Here is a 15,636-nt window from a genome sequence, read left to right as displayed (position 1 = left end):
CGCGCCGACGCATGGAATGCGGAACGGCGGGAATGACGCATGTTGAACGTTCAAAGGCATGAAAATCGGTTGCTCGTCGCACGCTCGTCATATAGCGGGACAGACTGGGCAAGCGGATATCGTGAGAATGGCACTAGACCTCAATCCGGAACACAACGACACGTCACTAATACTCGATCTTCTGCGCAGCCTTGCCGCATTTGCCGTGCTGATCGGGCATGCCACTTCGTTTTTCGGCGTGGCACTGTTCCTTCAGCCGCCGGCGTTTCCGTATATCCAGAACCTCGCGGTTATCGGCTTCTTCGTTCTATCCGGATTCCTGATCGCCTTCGTTCTGGACCGCTCGCAGGACAAAGGCGTCGCATCGTTCCTGATCGACAGGTTCGCACGAATCTACAGCTCATTTTTCCCAGCGATGCTGCTCATCGGAATTATCGGCTGGGGACTTCAGAAAGCCGGAAGACTTGAGGATCCATTCACGTTCGCCAACTGGCTGCAACACGTGCTGATGCTGAACGCGTTTGGCACTACATGGTGTGAAATCGCCTGCGTGCCGAGCATGCAGACCGCCTCGCATCTCTGGTCCCTCGCGGTCGAATTCCATATCTACCTTTTTGCGGGGTTTCTGTTCTTCGGCCTGAGGCAACAGTCGGCTGTCCTGATCCTCGGCGCCATCCTCGTCTCGTGGGTGCCGTACATCTATCTCGGCATCGCGTTCGAGATCCGGCCGGGCAACCAGATATCGTATATGTGGCTCTTGGGTTTCGTCGCCTACTACTTGGTGTCCAGAGTCAGAATCCCGCCGGCAACCGCGATCGCGATGGTCGCCATCGGCTTGTATCTCCTGCGAAAATCGATCGAACCGGAAGCCGAGTACAATCTGCCGGCCTATATTTGGGTCGCCGTCGCGTTCGCTGGAATATGCGCTTTCACGCAGTCGACGGCTTTTACGGCGGATCGCAGGCAGCTCAGGTCGTTCATCCGCTACGTCGCCGACTTCAGCTTCTCGCTTTATCTGGTTCACCACCCGATTCAGGAGGCGCTGTTCAGGCTCTGGCCCGATAGCGCCTGGTATGGCGCCACGGCCGCCATCCTCATTCCGATCCCGGTTGCGATCGCAATAGCTCACATCGGCGAACGGCGTCACAAGCAGCTTGCGACCAGACTGAAATCTGCCTTGAGTTTCAGGACCGGCACCGTGTAACGGCTACTCCTCGCCCCGGTGCCACTATGCGAACCTTCGAGCACGATAAGAACGCAATGGCGGAAGAGGTGACCGTAAATCTATTCGCGGTTAATGTTTGATTTCAGAGAACTATTTTATACCTCGTCAATAAAAATACCCGCTTAAATACCCGCCTTCTTCCGGTGTAATTGCGCGGGACGCTCAATTGCCTCCCGCGCAAACAGCGCCATATCTCAAAATGCTTGCTGCGATGCAGGCCGGGAGCCGCAAAGCGTTCCGCACGTCCTGCCGAGCGGCTTCCGTTATGATCGTTTCGGGAGATGGAATGATGGAACTGACGCCGGAGGTCGAAGAAGCCCTAGACCGCTTTGCCTTGGAACAGGACATCACGCGCGAGGAAGCGCTTGCGGTGATCGCCCGAGACTGGTTGATCGGGCAAGGGTATCTCCTCACCGAGGGCGACCAACAGGAAGAGCAACCGGCTGAAAACTAAGCCGGTCGCGGGATGTGCGCAATTTTGCGCAGATGCCGCCAATAGACGCTGCGGAGTAGAACGCACGGCTAACTTTTTTACTCAGGGTACATTCCCCGTGCCGATACTAAGTCAAAGATAGCCTCGCCCCTTGTTTACCTTGGGCTCCCACGGCCGTTCTGAATTCACCATGGCCTCCGGCATCAAACGCACGGTAACTTCCCCGATGGTAAGTTCTGCGACGAAACCTGCCTTTGCTGCGCCTCTGCAGATGGCGGCGACTTGGACCTGCGTAATGAGGAGAGGTCTGGTCAATATCGTATTTTCATGTGAGCGTTTCCTAATTGGTGGCATAACGTTCCAAGAAGCGAAACCCGGGCGGGGGGGCCTGCCGATTTTGGAGGATAATCATGGCACAGATGGTCGGCAAATGGTCGGCAGATGAAGTTCGCGCAGCCTCGGATATTGCCATCGAAAAAGGCGTTTCTGTGTACCTACGCTCGGATGGCTCAATTCAGATCGACGTCCATCAACAGCCATTCGTTGCGCCCACAGAAGACCTGGAAGCTACCAGTGTTGAAGCGCCACCAGTCTTTTCCCCCACGACCCTCGCGAAACGCTGGCACTGCTCCGAGCAACACGTGCGAAATCTCATCAAGGCTGGGCTACTGGCGCATTTTAGGCTGGACGGAAAATTAGTTCGGATTCTCCTCAACGAAGTCGAGCGCGTAGAGAAGGAGGGAACGGGCGCGCCTGAAGCCAACAGACTCCGAGCCACCAAAACGACACATCGCTTGAGTGAGTTTTGACTTATATCCGCCCTCATTTCGCGCCCGACGATCATTGCATGGCAATCTCCCTATAAGCATCAGGGGCACGTAGCCAGTGACGCGCATTCGAGCATACATTTTAGGCAAAGATGCCGAGTTGGAGTTCTGGTGGGATCAACCCTTTGAGGTCATGGGCGCATGTCCCAATGTTGGAGACACCTTATGCTCCCCGCTTCACCGTCCACCTGTTTTTCACTCCGTACTCCGTCGCTATTTTCTTAATCCGGGCGGCTGGGTCCTGATACTTCGTGACATCGAGACTTCTCCGCAAATGCTGAACGTTCTCAAAACGTGGAACGACGACACAGACTTTTGGGACAAAGTGGATGAAGAGGAAGAGCAGCGATTAGTTGCTGAACTTCAATGGCGCCTGACGAAGCCGGCCAAAGAGGGCTCAGCGAAACGTGGGCGCAAGGCGCTGGGGAAACAAAGTAGGCCAAAGGGAAAAGCATAGGCGTCTGGATAGCGGTTGACTCTTTCCGCCACCAGAACATATTGAGAACACACCGGCGATGCGGCCGCTAATCTGATCCCGAAGATATGATGCCTTGCTATGGCATAGACACAGGAGAACGACGACGTGCGCCCGCTCGACAAACAAGTTGATGACCGAAACGAGATTGATGACGCATTGGCTTGGCACGATGGTAACGCCCGCGCCGCTATCGCCACACTGCTTGCCGATTGCGCCTACCTGCGTTGGCAGCTTGAGCTAGCCGGCCGGGCTTACAGTCGCGGCTTCGTCCGAGGTTGGCGGCCACAGACGGATCGGGAGTGAATCACGATGCCAAACCCACATGGCGCCGCAAATACCACTGGGTCCTGACTTGGCCGGGCGAAGAGAAGGAAGACTGGTCAGCCTACCACGACGGGCTTTGCATCGGTCGGGTGTCGCGAGATCGAACCAGTCTTAAGCGCGGCATGTTCCTGTGGAGCGGAAATTGCTCGGCGTGGGGAAAGTTTCAGCGGCCTATGCCGCACTCGGGAAGGTGCGTGGAGGCTTGGGAAGCCGCAAAGGCGGTCGAAGACTGGTATGATGAAGGACTTGCCAGGAGCGGCGAGAGACCAGAATCCGTCGCGCGCAAGATAGGGCCACTCGACGCGAACGGACTACCCGTGTGGCTCGAAAGGTGGGCCGATGGAAGCGAACAACTATTATTCGAGAGACGAAGAACAGGCCGAAGCCATTGAGCACATGGCCGAAGCTATGCGGATCCTCAATTGGGCAATCCGGCGCGCTCACGTAGCCGGCCTTATGGTCGACGTAAAACTGTTGCGGATGCGCTCACGCGGTCGATGGGTGCCACAGATAGACATAAGTGACAGACTGGCTCCGTAGCTCCCGCGGGCCTTGTCGGGTTCGATGCGCCGCCCTATCCTCCAAAGCAATGGAGGATCACATGACACAGCGCATACCCTCTCCTCGAAAGCCTCTCGGCGACGCCGATATGCAGATCGACTGCGAATTCGTCATCGAGGGGCCGGTCCGCACGCTCATCGACGAGATAATTCAGGCGGGTTGGCCGCCGGCAGTTGCTTTCGCCGCGGTCAGAAATATTGCCGATCAGCAAGAGCTTTGCTACCGGGAAGATCCTGACCCGGCCGACGATCCGGCCTGAGTTGTAGCGACGATGTGCGGACGCTTCACCAAGCGTCAATTATACTGCCGGGTTTCATGTGCGCCCAGAGAAATGGGATGGGTCCATCGCGCTAGACACACCGGATCGCGGGTCGAAGTTCGGAGCTTTCTGCAAGAGTTGATAGCGATCAGCATAACGCTTGTTCCGAATTTTACACGCTTCATGTACGTTCTGTCTCATTGTGAGGCTTGCCTAAAGTGGGGTCTGCATGAAGATCTTCCTCGTCGCTTTGAGTTTTGTAGTTGCTCTTTGTGTAAGTTTCGCGCCCGCACCCGCGAATGCGCGTAGGTTAGCGCTTGTGGTGGGTAGCAGCGACTATTCCAAAGTAGGACAGTTGCCCAACGCGTCAAAGGATGCGACAGACTTTGCTTCATTTTTGCAGCAGAACGGCTTCGATGCGAAGCTGGTTCTGAACGCGGACCGCAGAAAGTTGGCAGAAGAACTCAGTCGTTTTGCAAAGGAACTTGGCAGAACCGATACAGCGCTCTTCTATTTTGCAGGCCACGGAATGCAGTTCAAAGGTGAAAACTACCTGCTGGGTGTTGACGCCACGCTGGGCTCAGAACTCGATATCCCTGCAGAAACTGTGCCTCTTGCCAGCATCATAAGTGCGATTGAAAGCCGGGCGAAGACTACATTGGTTTTCCTCGATGCTTGTCGAAACAATCCACTCGCCGAAGCCCTGAATAGAAACACCGACGGAACATTCAGGAGCGTATCCTCGCGTGGCTTGGCGCCAATCGCTGCCTCGAGCGCGGGGACAATGGTGGCGTTCGCGGCATCTCCCGGCCAAGTCGCATCGGACGGAGATGGACAAAACTCGCCGTTCACCCGCGCTCTCATCGATCATTTAGGCGCCCCGGGATTGGAAATCGGCACCAGTTTCAAGAGAGTAATAAAGCAGGTGAGGTTAGCGACAGATAGCCGCCAATCTCCTCAGTTGCTGAGCTCACTTGAGGAGGAGTTCTATCTGTCGAGCAGCGCCTTGCCAGACGATGCGTTTTCGCCCGTCACCTCGACCGTTGTTGAAGAGTCCGCTGAAAATGAGATTGAAGAAGAGAAGGTGGCCGTCGCCCTTCAGAAGGAGTTGCGAAGAGCGGGCTGTTATCGCGGTGCTATCGACGGAAATTGGGGCGCAGCATCACAAGCCGCCCTTTCGAGATTTGCGCGCGCAACACGGAAACGACTGGACGCGCCTACGGTCGCTGCGTTGAAAATAGCACGAAATGCCGCCGTTGGCGTTTGCAAGGAGTGCAATAAATCTCAGGTTCGGGCGGGGGGCCGATGCAAGCCGAAGCCGGTCGTCGGGCAGCCAGGTATGTGCTACTATTTGAGCCCAATAAGTGGCCGCCTGCAAATCGACGTTTGCTCGCGCCGAAGCTAGAGGGGACGCGAAGGCTGTCCACGATTGGTACGATGATTGGCTCGCTCGGGGCCACGGCCGGCGAGTGTCGAAAACGAAATCCGCTGGCTCGCTCACCTCAGCCCGCGCGGCTGGCGCTGATAACCGACTCGGCGTAGACCAAATTCATGTCCGATGAGATCAACAGCAAGCAGCCGACCGCAGCCGGCGTTACAGAGCACCTTTGCGAGCATCCTGGCTGCGCCAAATGGGGTGGCCTCGGATATACGTCCGGCAGGGCTGCGACGACGCAGTGGTGGTGCGAACGGCACTACCCTTATTGGCCGGCCGAAATCAGAGCGAAATACGCGGCCTTGCCGGTCTGACGCGCCGGCTCTGTCTTCCTCGGTACGAAGATGGACCGGGCCGTGCGGAACAAATTCCTTCGTCGGTCGTTTCGTAGGCGCCACTTTTTGACAGCGACTAGCCCCGCCCCGCGCGGGGCTTTTTTCTTTCTTGGCCCAATATATTCGCGCCCTATCTGGAGAAAGGAGTGAGGCAGCGTGCCAGGCGCGGGATGTCAGGAGTTCGATCCGATGGAAAAAGAGCGAAAGCGAGCACCGACGGGTTCGCTTTGGGGTAATTTCGACGAGAGCGCGCGTGTCGCTCGCCAGCTAGGTGAAGAGGCGCGGAAAGCCCGAGAAGCGAAGACGAACAGGCTACGAGCACTGCGATTGGAGCGCGACGCGAAGGCTCCAGAATATTCTAAGGAGCACAATGAAACGTCAGGTTCGTTCCGGGTTTGAACTCCAACCTCGTTCCCGACAATAAGCTTCCGCGGCAGCGACCGCACTTCGCTGGTTTGCAAACGGCCCGGCCAGGTATTCGGACTTGCCGCGAAACTCGACGAAGACGCCCTTCTTCAGGACGTCATAGATGATCTGCATTCCATTTTCATATTGCATGACCGTGTCCTCCGACCTGCATATACGGTCAGTGACCGCCAACAGACCACTGCTAGCGTCGGTTAACCCAAACGATTCAGGTTAATCAGCACCGTCTCGGCGCGGTTGGGAATGGATACCTCCCGCCATTGTTCCTTGCGGCGCTGCTCAAACTGCCTACAATCCGCTCAGCAATGACGGGGGCGACAGAAATGACATCATTTGGGGTCGGACGCGGTGTCTATCAGCCCGAAGAACTCGCAGAAATGCAGAGGGTCTTCGAGGAAATAACTTCGGAGCTTTGGTTCGATCGACGCCCTGAAGCACGCAAATCGTTTGCCAAGTACCTGCTCGAAAACTACCCCGATGGATCATACGATCCGATCATCCACCGTGCCGTCATCGAGGACGTCGCGCGGAAGTATTTTTCCGGTCTACCCGGCCGAGATTGACTGCCGAAAACCGCTCTGCGAAGAGACGACGCCCGCGAGGGTTGATGGCGGCCTCCACAGCGAGCCGCCCCCCGCTATTGTGCCGGTTGTGTATCACGATATTCTGGCTTGAGGTGACGACATGCCAAAGAAGCCGAAGCTTCCGCATACCGAAACGAGATACGGTCACCGCGACGACGGCACCATCACGAGATCACATGGGCAGGTCACGTTCAGATCCGAACAGCCAACAAGTCGATTGAAGGCACAAGCCGTGCGGGAATTTTTTCGCATTAGCTCTACGTAATGTTGACTCAAGCGAAGATATCTGGTTGCCTATACTCGCTCATGTGAGAGGGTGAAGCAATGACACATGCTTCTTCGGGGATGAGCGTCAAGCTCATTTTGCGCACTGGATTACTGGCAGTAATATTTCTGGGACAACATCTTGTAGCGGCTTCCGCGCAGGAGCGTTCTGTAACACTCGTTGGACAAGGCGGCGTTCGCGTTAAAGTGACGCAAGACACTCCCGTTTTGCCGACCGAAATAGATGCTAAATCAATCAGAGTTTTTATAAATGGAGGACCGGTTTCTCTTTGTGAGAATCCGTCCTATGGACGAATATGCATGATCATTCGCAACGACAGAATTGCTTGCGATCTCGACAATTGCTTCACTGGCGCGGGAGATTGGCGAAACAGAATTAGATCAGTGAAATTCCTTTGAGCATTCTTTCAAATTGACCGCAAAAATAGGGGAACGTCATGATGAAATTGCTTGCATTGACATTCTCGGCTTCTCTCCTGGTCGCGAGCGCTGCCTACGCGCAGGAAGACAAGCAGATATCTCCTCTTTTGGATGATAAGGAGCCGCAGCAGGTAGAAAAAGGCGGCAAGATAGACGCACTAACCACGAATTGCTACACGAATGTGCGCGGATGCGAAGGCTTTACCAAGTATGGGCCGTTCAGTTACGCAGTCGGATGCACTGTTTGGTATAACGATGGCGCAAACGGCCACTCGAATTTCACTCTCGGCGCCAATCAATCCACCGAAGTTCGCGTGAGGTACAACGACACAGGGGCGTGTGTCGGCGCTCAGTACGCTCCACCGAGGTATGAAAACGGCAGGTATTACCTGTACGTCCACAACTAGGCTTCTTCTTTTTTTCTACGTCGACTTGAAAGGCCTGCTTTGCGCGGGCCTCTCATACGTGCAAAACATCGCCCTGAACACGACTGGCCGCGCGCGTGCATTACTCGGTGACGCTGGAACCGGCGTCGAAAAAAACTAGTGACGACGATGCAGGTTACCATGCGCCTCGAAACTCGAACGCCCGCCGATTCCAGTGAAGTCGCTAAGCGGCTCGAAAAGATGGCGCTTGCACTTGAGCCTCTACTTGAAAGTCGAGACGTGGCTTTTCTGGCGGGGTCAAATGCCTCGCCGCGGGCGTTCTCATTCTAGCGCCGATCAATCCCTTCCCGTTGCCCGGCCTCGATGCGTTGGAGGATCTCGCGCACAACCTTGATGTCACCCGCCTGCTGGCTGACGAGGCTCTGCAGCTCTTTGATCGCAGTCGCGGTGGTCGTTGTCGATTGCTCCACCACCGTCACGCGGTAGCTGAGCTGGTCGATCTTGCGGACCTCGCTTTCGATAGAGCGAAAACGCTCCTCCGCCCTGCCCTCCCCGGCCTTCACTTCGGCTAGGCGCTCCTTGTGGTACTGTTCGTGCCCACCGCGCCAATTCTGAAGCTCCTCGATGTCCCGGCTCTTGTCGACCCAAATCGTGACGCCGCCGACACACATGCCGATCAGCGTGACGAGCTGGATGACCGTATTCAAGTTCCATTCCATCGTTCTCGCACGGGTGATGCCCATGGTTCTCTCCTCGGTCATCCGCTCCTCGTCCCTGTCAGGCAGCGTTCTTGGGTGCGAAATAGGTCAGCAGGGTCGGCAGCGCCGTCGTGATGGCTGCCATCAGCACGTAGGCGTACCAGGGCGAGCCCTCGGGCAGGAAGACGGCGCCCGAGACGCCGCCGCCGATGGCGCCGCCAGCAGCAGCCGCGATTGCTTTCGATACCTTGTTCATGGTCGTGTCCTTTCGTGAGTTGAGGGGATCAGGAGGCCTGCTTGAGCGCCGCGGCGACGACGGCCGAGGCGGCGATCACGCGCACGAGCGCATCGGTCGCCGTCGCGCTGGCCCGGTCTTCGCAGACGATGGCGACGCCGGCATAGGCGGCTTCAACCTTGCCGACGGTGCGCTCGCCCACGGCGTCGGCCGCAGCAGCGGCCGTGAAGGCGACGTAAGCGGTATCGAGCGCGGCGCAGGCCTTCGGCAGGCTCTTGCTGACCGCGTCGTCAAGCTTGGTAGTCTGGCAAGCGGACAGCGCGACCCATGCCGCGACGATGAGTGCGACGGATTTCATGGCTGGTTTTCCTTCTGATGGGGTTAGACGAGAGCGCCGAGCGGGTCCCTGCGCACGTCAAACGACGGGCAGGCCTTGGCGGCATACTGGTTGTGGCCGGTCACCTTTTTGATGGCTGGATATTTGGCGATCAGCGCCTTAGCGAGATCCAGCAGCGCTGCCTTCTGCGCCGCCGTGCGCGTGTCCTTGGGCGTCTTCCCGTCTGCGGCCACGCCGCCGACATAGACGATGCCGAGAGTACCGGAGTTGTGGCCGGCGACGTGAGAGCCGACCTTAGCCTCCGGCCGTCCCGCCTCGATCACGCCGTCGGGATGAACGACATAGTGATAACCGATATCGTTCCAGCCGCGTTCGAGGTGCCACTTGCGGATTGTCTCGAGCGAATAGTCCCGCCGTTCCGGGGTGGCCGTGCAATGCACGATGATCTCGACGATCTTCCGTGTCGCCTTCGCCTGCTTTTCAATAACAGCGGCAGCAGACGTTGAAGCGGCGGCCGACCGCGTCTCTGTCTCGAACAGCAAGGTGTGGGTCACCGGGCCGACCTTGCCATCCGCTGTCACGCCTTTGTCACGCTGGAAGGCTTTCACCGCCTCCCGCGTCTTCGGCCCGTCGATGCCGTCGGCCGTCCCGGGTTTATAGCCGAGCGCAATCAAGCGCTCTTGGATAACCAAGATCGTTGTCATGGTAATTTCCTTTTTTCTAAGATGCGAAGCGCCTGTGGCTTTCGCGCCATAGCGAAGGCCCACCAGACGTTGTATGGCGATGGGCTGGGGACGGAGAACTTCACATGCGCGAAGTCAGCAGATGGCAGATTGTCGGTTATGTCGTCGGGGCGGCAATCGTCGCGCTATGGGTCATTCTTCCGCCGCCCGTTTGAGGTCGAGCTACGGCCAATAGATATCGGCCGTGATGTCGTCGGGGATCGTCTCGCGATCCTTGAGGGCCCGGGCCGCGAAAATCATCGCCTGCTTGTGTGCCATGGCCGCCTGACCGAAGTTGAACATCGTCTGCGCATCCATCGGCACGAGGCCGTTGTCCTCGGCGATCCAGCAAAAATCGGTATCGCCGCCATGCCAGCGCAGGTCGCCTTCAGCCGCGCCGGCCGAGATCGCCGCAAGCGCGGCCGTCGAAGCGCCGGCAATATTTTCGCGGTCGCCCGGCCGGGACTGGAAGTGCGTGCCGACGAAGACGAACCCGGCGTCAATGCGACGATCTCGCTCGGTGTCAATGGCGCGCTCCAGCTCGGCGCGCGCGGCAGTGGCCTTGTGCTCGGCCGTGATGATCGTTGCGGGATCAGGCGTCCACATCGTCGTTCTCCTCCCCATGTGGTGGTTCAATAAACTCTTCTTCCGGCGGCGGCGCGTCCTCCGGCAGCACAATCACACCATCCGGAGGGTCGACGATCGGCGACGGGAAAGCCACAGCCGGCGATGGATTTTCCGAGGCGTAAGGAAGGATCATCGTGAGGGAGAGATCGCCGTTGACGCGCCGGACAGGGCCGGTGAAGTAGCCCCCCGGAATAGCCTCAACCGTGGCCTCCTCCAGCTCTGCACCTTCCGGCAAAGATGAGAAATCGAAAGACGCCCCGTTGATCTCCAGGAGGTCGCCCACCTTGGTGACGGCAATTGGCGCTGCCCCGAAGGACGGAGAAAGATTGATGATCATTAGAACCACCTCCCTGTTGAAACGACAGCCACCCCGTAGTCTGTAGCGGGCGAAGAGTTCGGTCTGGCGAGATAGAAACTCGTCGCGCCCCCCTGGTAGATCAGCGCCGAAAAGCCATTACCGGCCGCGTTGAAATTATGGACAGGCGTGCCGACGAACGAGGCGGCAGTAACCCCGACGGAATAGGCGCCCGAGATAAAGAGCGTCCCCGATGCCTGATTGATCGGGCCGAGGTTGTTGATGGTCTTCCAGCAAATTTGCGTCCCGTCCGCGAACCTGACGAATTCGCCATTGGCGTTGCTGCCGCGCTGGACAATGGCGGCACTGCTCTCGTCCTGCGAAACCGTACCAACAGCCGTCCTCCGCCAAAGCGTCGGCCGCCAAGCCTGCCAAACGCTGTTGATCTGGAACCTGTAGAAGGCAAGCGTTCCGGTGGAATCCCATAGCTCCTGCCGGATAAACCCCGCCGAGTTATGGCGCATGACCTGCCCCATGTAGGATTGGCCGCCAGGGGCGTTCTCCGTCCCGGCGCGGCCGGTATACCAACCCGGCTCTGTCGCCGTATCCCAACCACCCGGTACGGCATCCAGAACCCTGGTGGAGTTAATCAGGCGCGTCGGCAAGCGCGCGTCCGGGATTATCCCCTTGATGAGATTTGCGGCGCTGTCCGCGCCGAGCGTAGCGAGCGCGGCGGCGAAATCGGCGTCATCGAGCACCGTTTTCATGAAGTCGCTGACCGTGAACCACTCCATGGTCGTGCCGCTGAGGCCGCGCGGCACCTTTCCCGCCCCGAGCGTGCCGGCAAGCGCCGCGAGCGCGCCGAGGGATGCGCTGTCCAGCCGGGAAATATAGGTCGCCAGCGCCTGCGCATTGACCGAGAGCTGTTGCAGATAGGCGGTATCGCGGACGATGGCATAGCTGTAGGTACCCGTGGCACCCTTCCAGGCGACGTCCACCGTGATGCTGGTATTGCTGTTGACCGTCTTGATCGGCAGGGCATTGCCCGAGGCGTCGGGGTAGATGACGCCCCCGGCGATAAGGGCGGTCTGCCAGCCCGTGCCGATGCCGGTCACGGCCTTGGACCCGTTCGTGAGAGTGATGGTCCCCGTGGTATAGGCGAGGGTCATTGTTCAATCCTGCGATGATGTTGGGATGAGTTCAGCGCTTGAGCGCGATTGCTCGGATGATCGCGAACGGATGCGTAAAGCTACCGGCCGAAAATGATCTTGCTTGCAGATAGTACAGGCTCGAAAGGAGCGCCGACTTGTCTGATACGTCTTGGGCAAGGCAACACCAGTTGTTCGCTGTTGCCGGGAAGCTGTAGGTGAACATCACGTACCCAGTGCTGGCGTTGACAACCCTATATTCCACCGCCACGCCGGGCGTTAAAACTGCCCAATCAATTGTGACCTTCGGATTGCCGGCACCATGAACGAGATCAACTGCAGCGATCGTCGTGAAAGAGCTGCCGAAGGTGACGCTATAGCCATCCCCCGCCGCCATAGCCGTCGCCGCTTCCGGCGCGATGTTGTGCGTGCCGACGATCAGATTTTCAATCTGCGCCTGCTCGATCTGTGCATTGATCAGCTTCAGTATGCCGCCGACGAACGCGAGCGGCTTGGCGGAAGTCATTCCATCGGAAACAATGAACTGATCGGCGATAATCGCCACCCGGCTCTTCTGGACGCCGCCTTCGGTGTAAAGCTCCAGATAGAGCCCGCTCTCCTTGAACGTCGCACCCGTGCCCGCGCGCAGCATGATCGCAAAGCGAGCATCAACCCCAGCCTGACTGGCGGCCGCCTGCAAGGTCATGAGACCCTGCGCGAAACGCCCGTTAAGGTCGGCGGACACGCCGGTAACCGAGGACGAAAGAGCGCTGTCCGCATTCGCGCGCGTGGTCTCCTCCGTAACGAGCCGAGCGAGGTTCGTCCCGACTTGCGACGTCAGGTCCGAAACGCTTGTCGTCAGAGCGCTGTCACCGTTGGCGCGCGCCGTCTCCTCCGTGATCAGGCGGGCAAGGTTGGTGCCGACTTGCCCCGATAGGTCACTGACGCTGCTGGCAAGCGCACTGTCGCCGTTCGCACGGGCAGTCTCTTCCGTGATGAGCCGAGCGAGGTTTGCGCCGACGTCCGCCGAGAGGATGCCCAGGCTGTTGGCAAGCGCGCTGTCACCGGTAGCCCGCGCCGTTTCTTCGGTAATAAGGCGGGCAAGATTGTTCCCGACCTGCGCCGAGAGCGAGGTGTAAAACTGCGCAAGGGCAGCGTCCTCGCTCGCCCGTACACGGGCCTCCTGCACGATCTCCGCAAAGGACTGGCCGATTGAGGCAAGCAGTTCCTGCCGCCGCGTCTCGCCGAGCGCCCCCTGAAGCGAAAACGCCTCCGTCAGCTCCACCAGACGCGGACGGAAGAAATCGTCCATCTCGGCCTGAATCTCTTCGAAACGGTCTAGCGCACTCTGCCCAAGCCGGTCCAGTTCCACGGCAAGGTCCGCGTGCCCGCCATCGAGCGACGTCCGACTGATCCATGCCGAGGCCGGCGGCGGAACGCGGCCCTCAACAAGAAGCTGGTAGCGGAATTCATATTCCGTCAGGCTGAGGATACCCTCTTGAATGAATGCAATTAGGGCGTCGGCCGGCACGATGCGCCGGAAGATGTTCGTCGGCTCGGTCTTGATCCGCCACTGGAATTCGACGGACGCAACGGTCGGATCGACGCTTGCGGACCAGGATAGACGGAACGCGGGATAGCTCCGACCGTCCGCGCCGACAGCAATCGTCGGGATGATCGCGAAGTCCGGAAGCGCGTTGACATAAATGGGTTCCCCCGGCGGAAATGGGACAGTCGGCGGCAGGACGCCCACCGGGTCATAAATCGACCCGCCGCGCTCCACCAGCGACAGGACGACGTTGCGAGGCCCGTCGCTCGAAAGCGCCTTGATGGCCCGGCTGGAAACCATCCACGTCCGATCGCCATAGAGTTCAGAGTTCCAGCGAATCCAGTCGCCGGCCCTCACCGTTTGAAAGCGCGGACGAACCACGATCTCTGCGGTGCCCTCGAAGCGGTTCTCCTTGTAATAGATGGCGGCAAGCTGGTTGGCTTGCGGCTTGTAAGGCACGGTCTGGAAGTCGAGCTTGAAGTCGCGGGTGCGGCGGTCAAGCGCGACCTGAGACGCGCTGCTCTGCGCATCGTAGCCGACCGGAGACCACATGTTTGCAGGCTCCGGATAAGTGCCCTGCACCGAGTTCACAAGATCGGCCATGGAGCGGTAGCGCTGGTAGCGTACCGGCTCGGTGCTGATCAGGTCGTCATCGGTGATCGTCTCGACGATCGGCTGGTCCGTTCCGATGAGAGGCCAGGAGCCATCGACGCCATCAACGACGATGCCGCCGCAAGCCTGCATGACGGCATCGATGTTGTCGCCATGCTCGACGTCGGCGTTGAAAATCACCGAGCAGCGATAGCGCGGGCCGTCCGAGGTGGTCTCGTCGCAGATGTTCGCCGCGATGGCATAGCGATCGACCGGGAGATCGGAGGCCGGCATACCCATGCCGAGAAACAGGTCGCCGTTGACCGCGAAGCCCCGGCGATAATTGTACTCCATCACGACGGGGTTCTCGGTGAATTCGTAGGTGGCGTAGTTGCCCCAGCGGTGCGCGCCAACACCACCGGCCGTCGAATCCTTGCGCGGGTCATAGAGGCGAGCGCCGCGAAGCTCGAAGAAGAACTCCGGTGGCTGGTTGAGCCTGTCCTTCTGATAGGTCAGGAACACGATGAGGTAGCAGATGCCCGTGCCGACATGGTCGCTGGTCCAGCGCCCGGACGGGTTGGAGTTGGCGATCAGCGGGCCGCTCGCCGCCGTCTGCGTTCCGTCGTACCACTGGAAGGCGACGATTTCGTCATAGTCGCCGCCAACCACCTTGTAGTAGCCGCCGCCGAAATCGACGATGTTCAGCTCCTTGCCGTCGGCCCAGACCTTAGCGAGACCGTCGCAAGGGAAGTCCGAGAAAGCATAGACCTGCTGTAGGACGTTGTTCGCGTTGCCATAGGTGTTGACGTAGCAGTCGTGCCCGGCGATGCCGATACGCCCGCAAGCCACCTGCCGCGGCACATTCTCACCGTATTGGCGCTCAAACTGGACGCCGCCCGCCTGCTGCTGCGCCTTCTTCGCGCGGCTCTTCTCGATCTTCGCGGCAACGAATTGCAGGCCGAGACCAAGCGCGAGCTGGCCGACGATGCCTATGCTGGCGACCGCGGTCGTGATGGCGCCAACAAGCGGAACAAGAAAAGGCATTATTCCACCCTGAAGGCTGCGAGAGCGGCGGTCGGCGGGAGGAAGATGATTTCCTCCTGCCCACGGACCATGAAGCCCAGCGCCGTGAAGACGCCGCCGGAGATTTCGCCCTTGTTGTCATAGACGCCGATGTCGCCGCGCTGTGCTCGCAGCGGCCCGCCTTCGACCTCGGGAAATCTCGCAGCGAAGGCGTCGCGCACGGTTTCAAACCCGCGCTTGCGAAGCTGCTTGGCAGCGCCAGCCGGCGTCTTGTAGCGACGGGCGCCCGGATACATCTGCTTGCCCGTCACGGCCTCGACCGCGTCGTCGGGGATCAGATAGCAGTCCGACACGCCATATTGCGCAGGCAACGCCTGGTGCTTCGCCACAACAGTGTTGAGGCGCTTAATCCAGTCCGGATGTCTCATGAATG

Annotated in this window: 18 protein-coding genes; 8 read left to right on the top strand and 10 right to left on the bottom strand. The window is 59.0% G+C overall.

Annotated elements, in window-relative coordinates:
* The first annotated feature begins 127 nt into the window (after positions 1-127).
* The 6 genes from Q9316_RS08890 to Q9316_RS08865 all read left to right on the top strand — a co-directional run bounded on the left by Q9316_RS08890 (position 128) and on the right by Q9316_RS08865 (position 5,512).
* Positions 128-1,204, top strand: coding sequence for an acyltransferase family protein (locus tag Q9316_RS08890; protein ID WP_306034819.1), 1,077 nt, complete (start codon positions 128-130; stop codon positions 1,202-1,204).
* Between the two features lie 307 nt (positions 1,205-1,511).
* Complete coding sequence (locus tag Q9316_RS08885; protein WP_306034818.1) at positions 1,512-1,679, top strand: hypothetical protein; 168 nt, start codon at positions 1,512-1,514, stop codon at positions 1,677-1,679.
* 389 nt (positions 1,680-2,068) lie between these two features.
* Complete coding sequence (locus tag Q9316_RS08880; protein WP_306034817.1) at positions 2,069-2,467, top strand: hypothetical protein; 399 nt, start codon at positions 2,069-2,071, stop codon at positions 2,465-2,467.
* 76 nt (positions 2,468-2,543) lie between these two features.
* The gene (locus Q9316_RS08875; protein ID WP_306034816.1) at positions 2,544-2,942 is read left to right on the top strand and encodes a hypothetical protein; all 399 of its coding nucleotides are present in this window, start codon (positions 2,544-2,546) and stop codon (positions 2,940-2,942) included.
* Between the two features lie 946 nt (positions 2,943-3,888).
* The gene (locus Q9316_RS08870; protein ID WP_306034815.1) at positions 3,889-4,107 is read left to right on the top strand and encodes a hypothetical protein; all 219 of its coding nucleotides are present in this window, start codon (positions 3,889-3,891) and stop codon (positions 4,105-4,107) included.
* Positions 4,108-4,336: 229 nt separating this feature from the next.
* Entirely contained in the window at positions 4,337-5,512 is a 1,176-nt protein-coding gene (locus Q9316_RS08865; RefSeq protein ID WP_306034814.1) for a caspase family protein, read from the top strand.
* Positions 5,513-6,255: 743 nt separating this feature from the next.
* Here the strand turns inward: Q9316_RS08865 and Q9316_RS08860 are convergent.
* Positions 6,256-6,435 (bottom strand): hypothetical protein, encoded by a 180-nt coding sequence (locus Q9316_RS08860; RefSeq protein WP_306034813.1) that lies wholly within the window; start codon positions 6,433-6,435, stop codon positions 6,256-6,258.
* Positions 6,436-6,563: 128 nt separating this feature from the next.
* On the opposite strand from Q9316_RS08860, the gene Q9316_RS08855 reads away from it, so the two are divergent.
* Both Q9316_RS08855 and Q9316_RS08850 read left to right on the top strand, forming a co-directional pair.
* Positions 6,564-6,866 (top strand): hypothetical protein, encoded by a 303-nt coding sequence (locus Q9316_RS08855; RefSeq protein WP_306034812.1) that lies wholly within the window; start codon positions 6,564-6,566, stop codon positions 6,864-6,866.
* A 743-nt stretch (positions 6,867-7,609) separates the two neighbouring features.
* On the top strand, positions 7,610-7,999 hold the full coding sequence (locus tag Q9316_RS08850; RefSeq protein ID WP_306034811.1) for a hypothetical protein: 390 nt from the start codon (positions 7,610-7,612) through the stop codon (positions 7,997-7,999).
* Positions 8,000-8,304: 305 nt separating this feature from the next.
* On the opposite strand, the gene Q9316_RS08845 is transcribed toward Q9316_RS08850, so the two are convergent.
* From Q9316_RS08845 to Q9316_RS08805, 9 genes are all read right to left on the bottom strand, one after another.
* Positions 8,305-8,721, bottom strand: coding sequence for a hypothetical protein (locus tag Q9316_RS08845; protein WP_306034810.1), 417 nt, complete (start codon positions 8,719-8,721; stop codon positions 8,305-8,307).
* A 34-nt stretch (positions 8,722-8,755) separates the two neighbouring features.
* Positions 8,756-8,932 (bottom strand): hypothetical protein, encoded by a 177-nt coding sequence (locus Q9316_RS08840; RefSeq protein WP_306034809.1) that lies wholly within the window; start codon positions 8,930-8,932, stop codon positions 8,756-8,758.
* Positions 8,933-8,960: 28 nt separating this feature from the next.
* Complete coding sequence (locus Q9316_RS08835) at positions 8,961-9,269, bottom strand: cell wall anchor protein (RefSeq protein WP_306034808.1); 309 nt, start codon at positions 9,267-9,269, stop codon at positions 8,961-8,963.
* A 23-nt stretch (positions 9,270-9,292) separates the two neighbouring features.
* A complete protein-coding gene (locus Q9316_RS08830; protein ID WP_306034807.1) occupies positions 9,293-9,952 on the bottom strand; it encodes a peptidoglycan recognition protein family protein in 660 nt (219 codons plus the stop codon).
* A 201-nt stretch (positions 9,953-10,153) separates the two neighbouring features.
* Positions 10,154-10,576, bottom strand: a complete 423-nt coding sequence (locus Q9316_RS08825; RefSeq protein WP_306034806.1) for a DUF4376 domain-containing protein — start codon at positions 10,574-10,576, stop codon at positions 10,154-10,156.
* Positions 10,563-10,934, bottom strand: a complete 372-nt coding sequence (locus tag Q9316_RS08820) for a hypothetical protein (protein ID WP_306034805.1) — start codon at positions 10,932-10,934, stop codon at positions 10,563-10,565. Before Q9316_RS08820 ends, Q9316_RS08825 begins: the two co-directional genes overlap by 14 nt.
* Complete coding sequence (locus Q9316_RS08815) at positions 10,934-12,061, bottom strand: pyocin knob domain-containing protein (protein WP_306034804.1); 1,128 nt, start codon at positions 12,059-12,061, stop codon at positions 10,934-10,936. The genes Q9316_RS08820 and Q9316_RS08815 overlap by 1 nt, the downstream gene beginning before the upstream one ends.
* 31 nt (positions 12,062-12,092) lie before the next feature.
* Positions 12,093-15,224: a phage tail tip fiber protein gene (locus tag Q9316_RS08810; protein WP_306034803.1), complete on the bottom strand. Its 3,132-nt coding sequence runs from the start codon at positions 15,222-15,224 to the stop codon at positions 12,093-12,095.
* Entirely contained in the window at positions 15,224-15,631 is a 408-nt protein-coding gene (locus tag Q9316_RS08805; RefSeq protein ID WP_306034802.1) for a DUF6950 family protein, read from the bottom strand. Before Q9316_RS08805 ends, Q9316_RS08810 begins: the two co-directional genes overlap by 1 nt.
* Between the last annotated feature and the right edge of the window lie 5 nt (positions 15,632-15,636).

Source organism: Shinella zoogloeoides (genome assembly GCF_030733845.1).
Lineage (GTDB): Bacteria > Pseudomonadota > Alphaproteobacteria > Rhizobiales > Rhizobiaceae > Shinella > Shinella zoogloeoides_C.
The sequence above is the reverse complement of the archived record's forward strand: the minus strand, read 5'-3'. Positions and strand labels throughout refer to the sequence as shown.

What these genes read in the sequence shown, in the direction of transcription:
- Q9316_RS08885 (WP_306034818.1), top strand. Translation starts at nt 1,512, where the DNA reads ATGATGGAACTGACGCCGGAGGTCGAAGAAGCCCTAGACCGCTTTGCC.
- Q9316_RS08840 (WP_306034809.1), bottom strand. Translation starts at nt 8,932, where the DNA reads ATGAACAAGGTATCGAAAGCAATCGCGGCTGCTGCTGGCGGCGCCATC.
- Q9316_RS08835 (WP_306034808.1), bottom strand. Translation starts at nt 9,269, where the DNA reads ATGAAATCCGTCGCACTCATCGTCGCGGCATGGGTCGCGCTGTCCGCT.
- Q9316_RS08845 (WP_306034810.1), bottom strand. Translation starts at nt 8,721, where the DNA reads ATGGGCATCACCCGTGCGAGAACGATGGAATGGAACTTGAATACGGTC.
- Q9316_RS08805 (WP_306034802.1), bottom strand. Translation starts at nt 15,631, where the DNA reads ATGAGACATCCGGACTGGATTAAGCGCCTCAACACTGTTGTGGCGAAG.
- Q9316_RS08870 (WP_306034815.1), top strand. Translation starts at nt 3,889, where the DNA reads ATGACACAGCGCATACCCTCTCCTCGAAAGCCTCTCGGCGACGCCGAT.
- Q9316_RS08825 (WP_306034806.1), bottom strand. Translation starts at nt 10,576, where the DNA reads ATGTGGACGCCTGATCCCGCAACGATCATCACGGCCGAGCACAAGGCC.
- Q9316_RS08850 (WP_306034811.1), top strand. Translation starts at nt 7,610, where the DNA reads ATGATGAAATTGCTTGCATTGACATTCTCGGCTTCTCTCCTGGTCGCG.
- Q9316_RS08860 (WP_306034813.1), bottom strand. Translation starts at nt 6,435, where the DNA reads ATGCAATATGAAAATGGAATGCAGATCATCTATGACGTCCTGAAGAAG.
- Q9316_RS08820 (WP_306034805.1), bottom strand. Translation starts at nt 10,934, where the DNA reads ATGATCATCAATCTTTCTCCGTCCTTCGGGGCAGCGCCAATTGCCGTC.
- Q9316_RS08865 (WP_306034814.1), top strand. Translation starts at nt 4,337, where the DNA reads ATGAAGATCTTCCTCGTCGCTTTGAGTTTTGTAGTTGCTCTTTGTGTA.
- Q9316_RS08890 (WP_306034819.1), top strand. Translation starts at nt 128, where the DNA reads ATGGCACTAGACCTCAATCCGGAACACAACGACACGTCACTAATACTC.
- Q9316_RS08810 (WP_306034803.1), bottom strand. Translation starts at nt 15,224, where the DNA reads ATGCCTTTTCTTGTTCCGCTTGTTGGCGCCATCACGACCGCGGTCGCC.
- Q9316_RS08830 (WP_306034807.1), bottom strand. Translation starts at nt 9,952, where the DNA reads ATGACAACGATCTTGGTTATCCAAGAGCGCTTGATTGCGCTCGGCTAT.
- Q9316_RS08815 (WP_306034804.1), bottom strand. Translation starts at nt 12,061, where the DNA reads ATGACCCTCGCCTATACCACGGGGACCATCACTCTCACGAACGGGTCC.
- Q9316_RS08880 (WP_306034817.1), top strand. Translation starts at nt 2,069, where the DNA reads ATGGCACAGATGGTCGGCAAATGGTCGGCAGATGAAGTTCGCGCAGCC.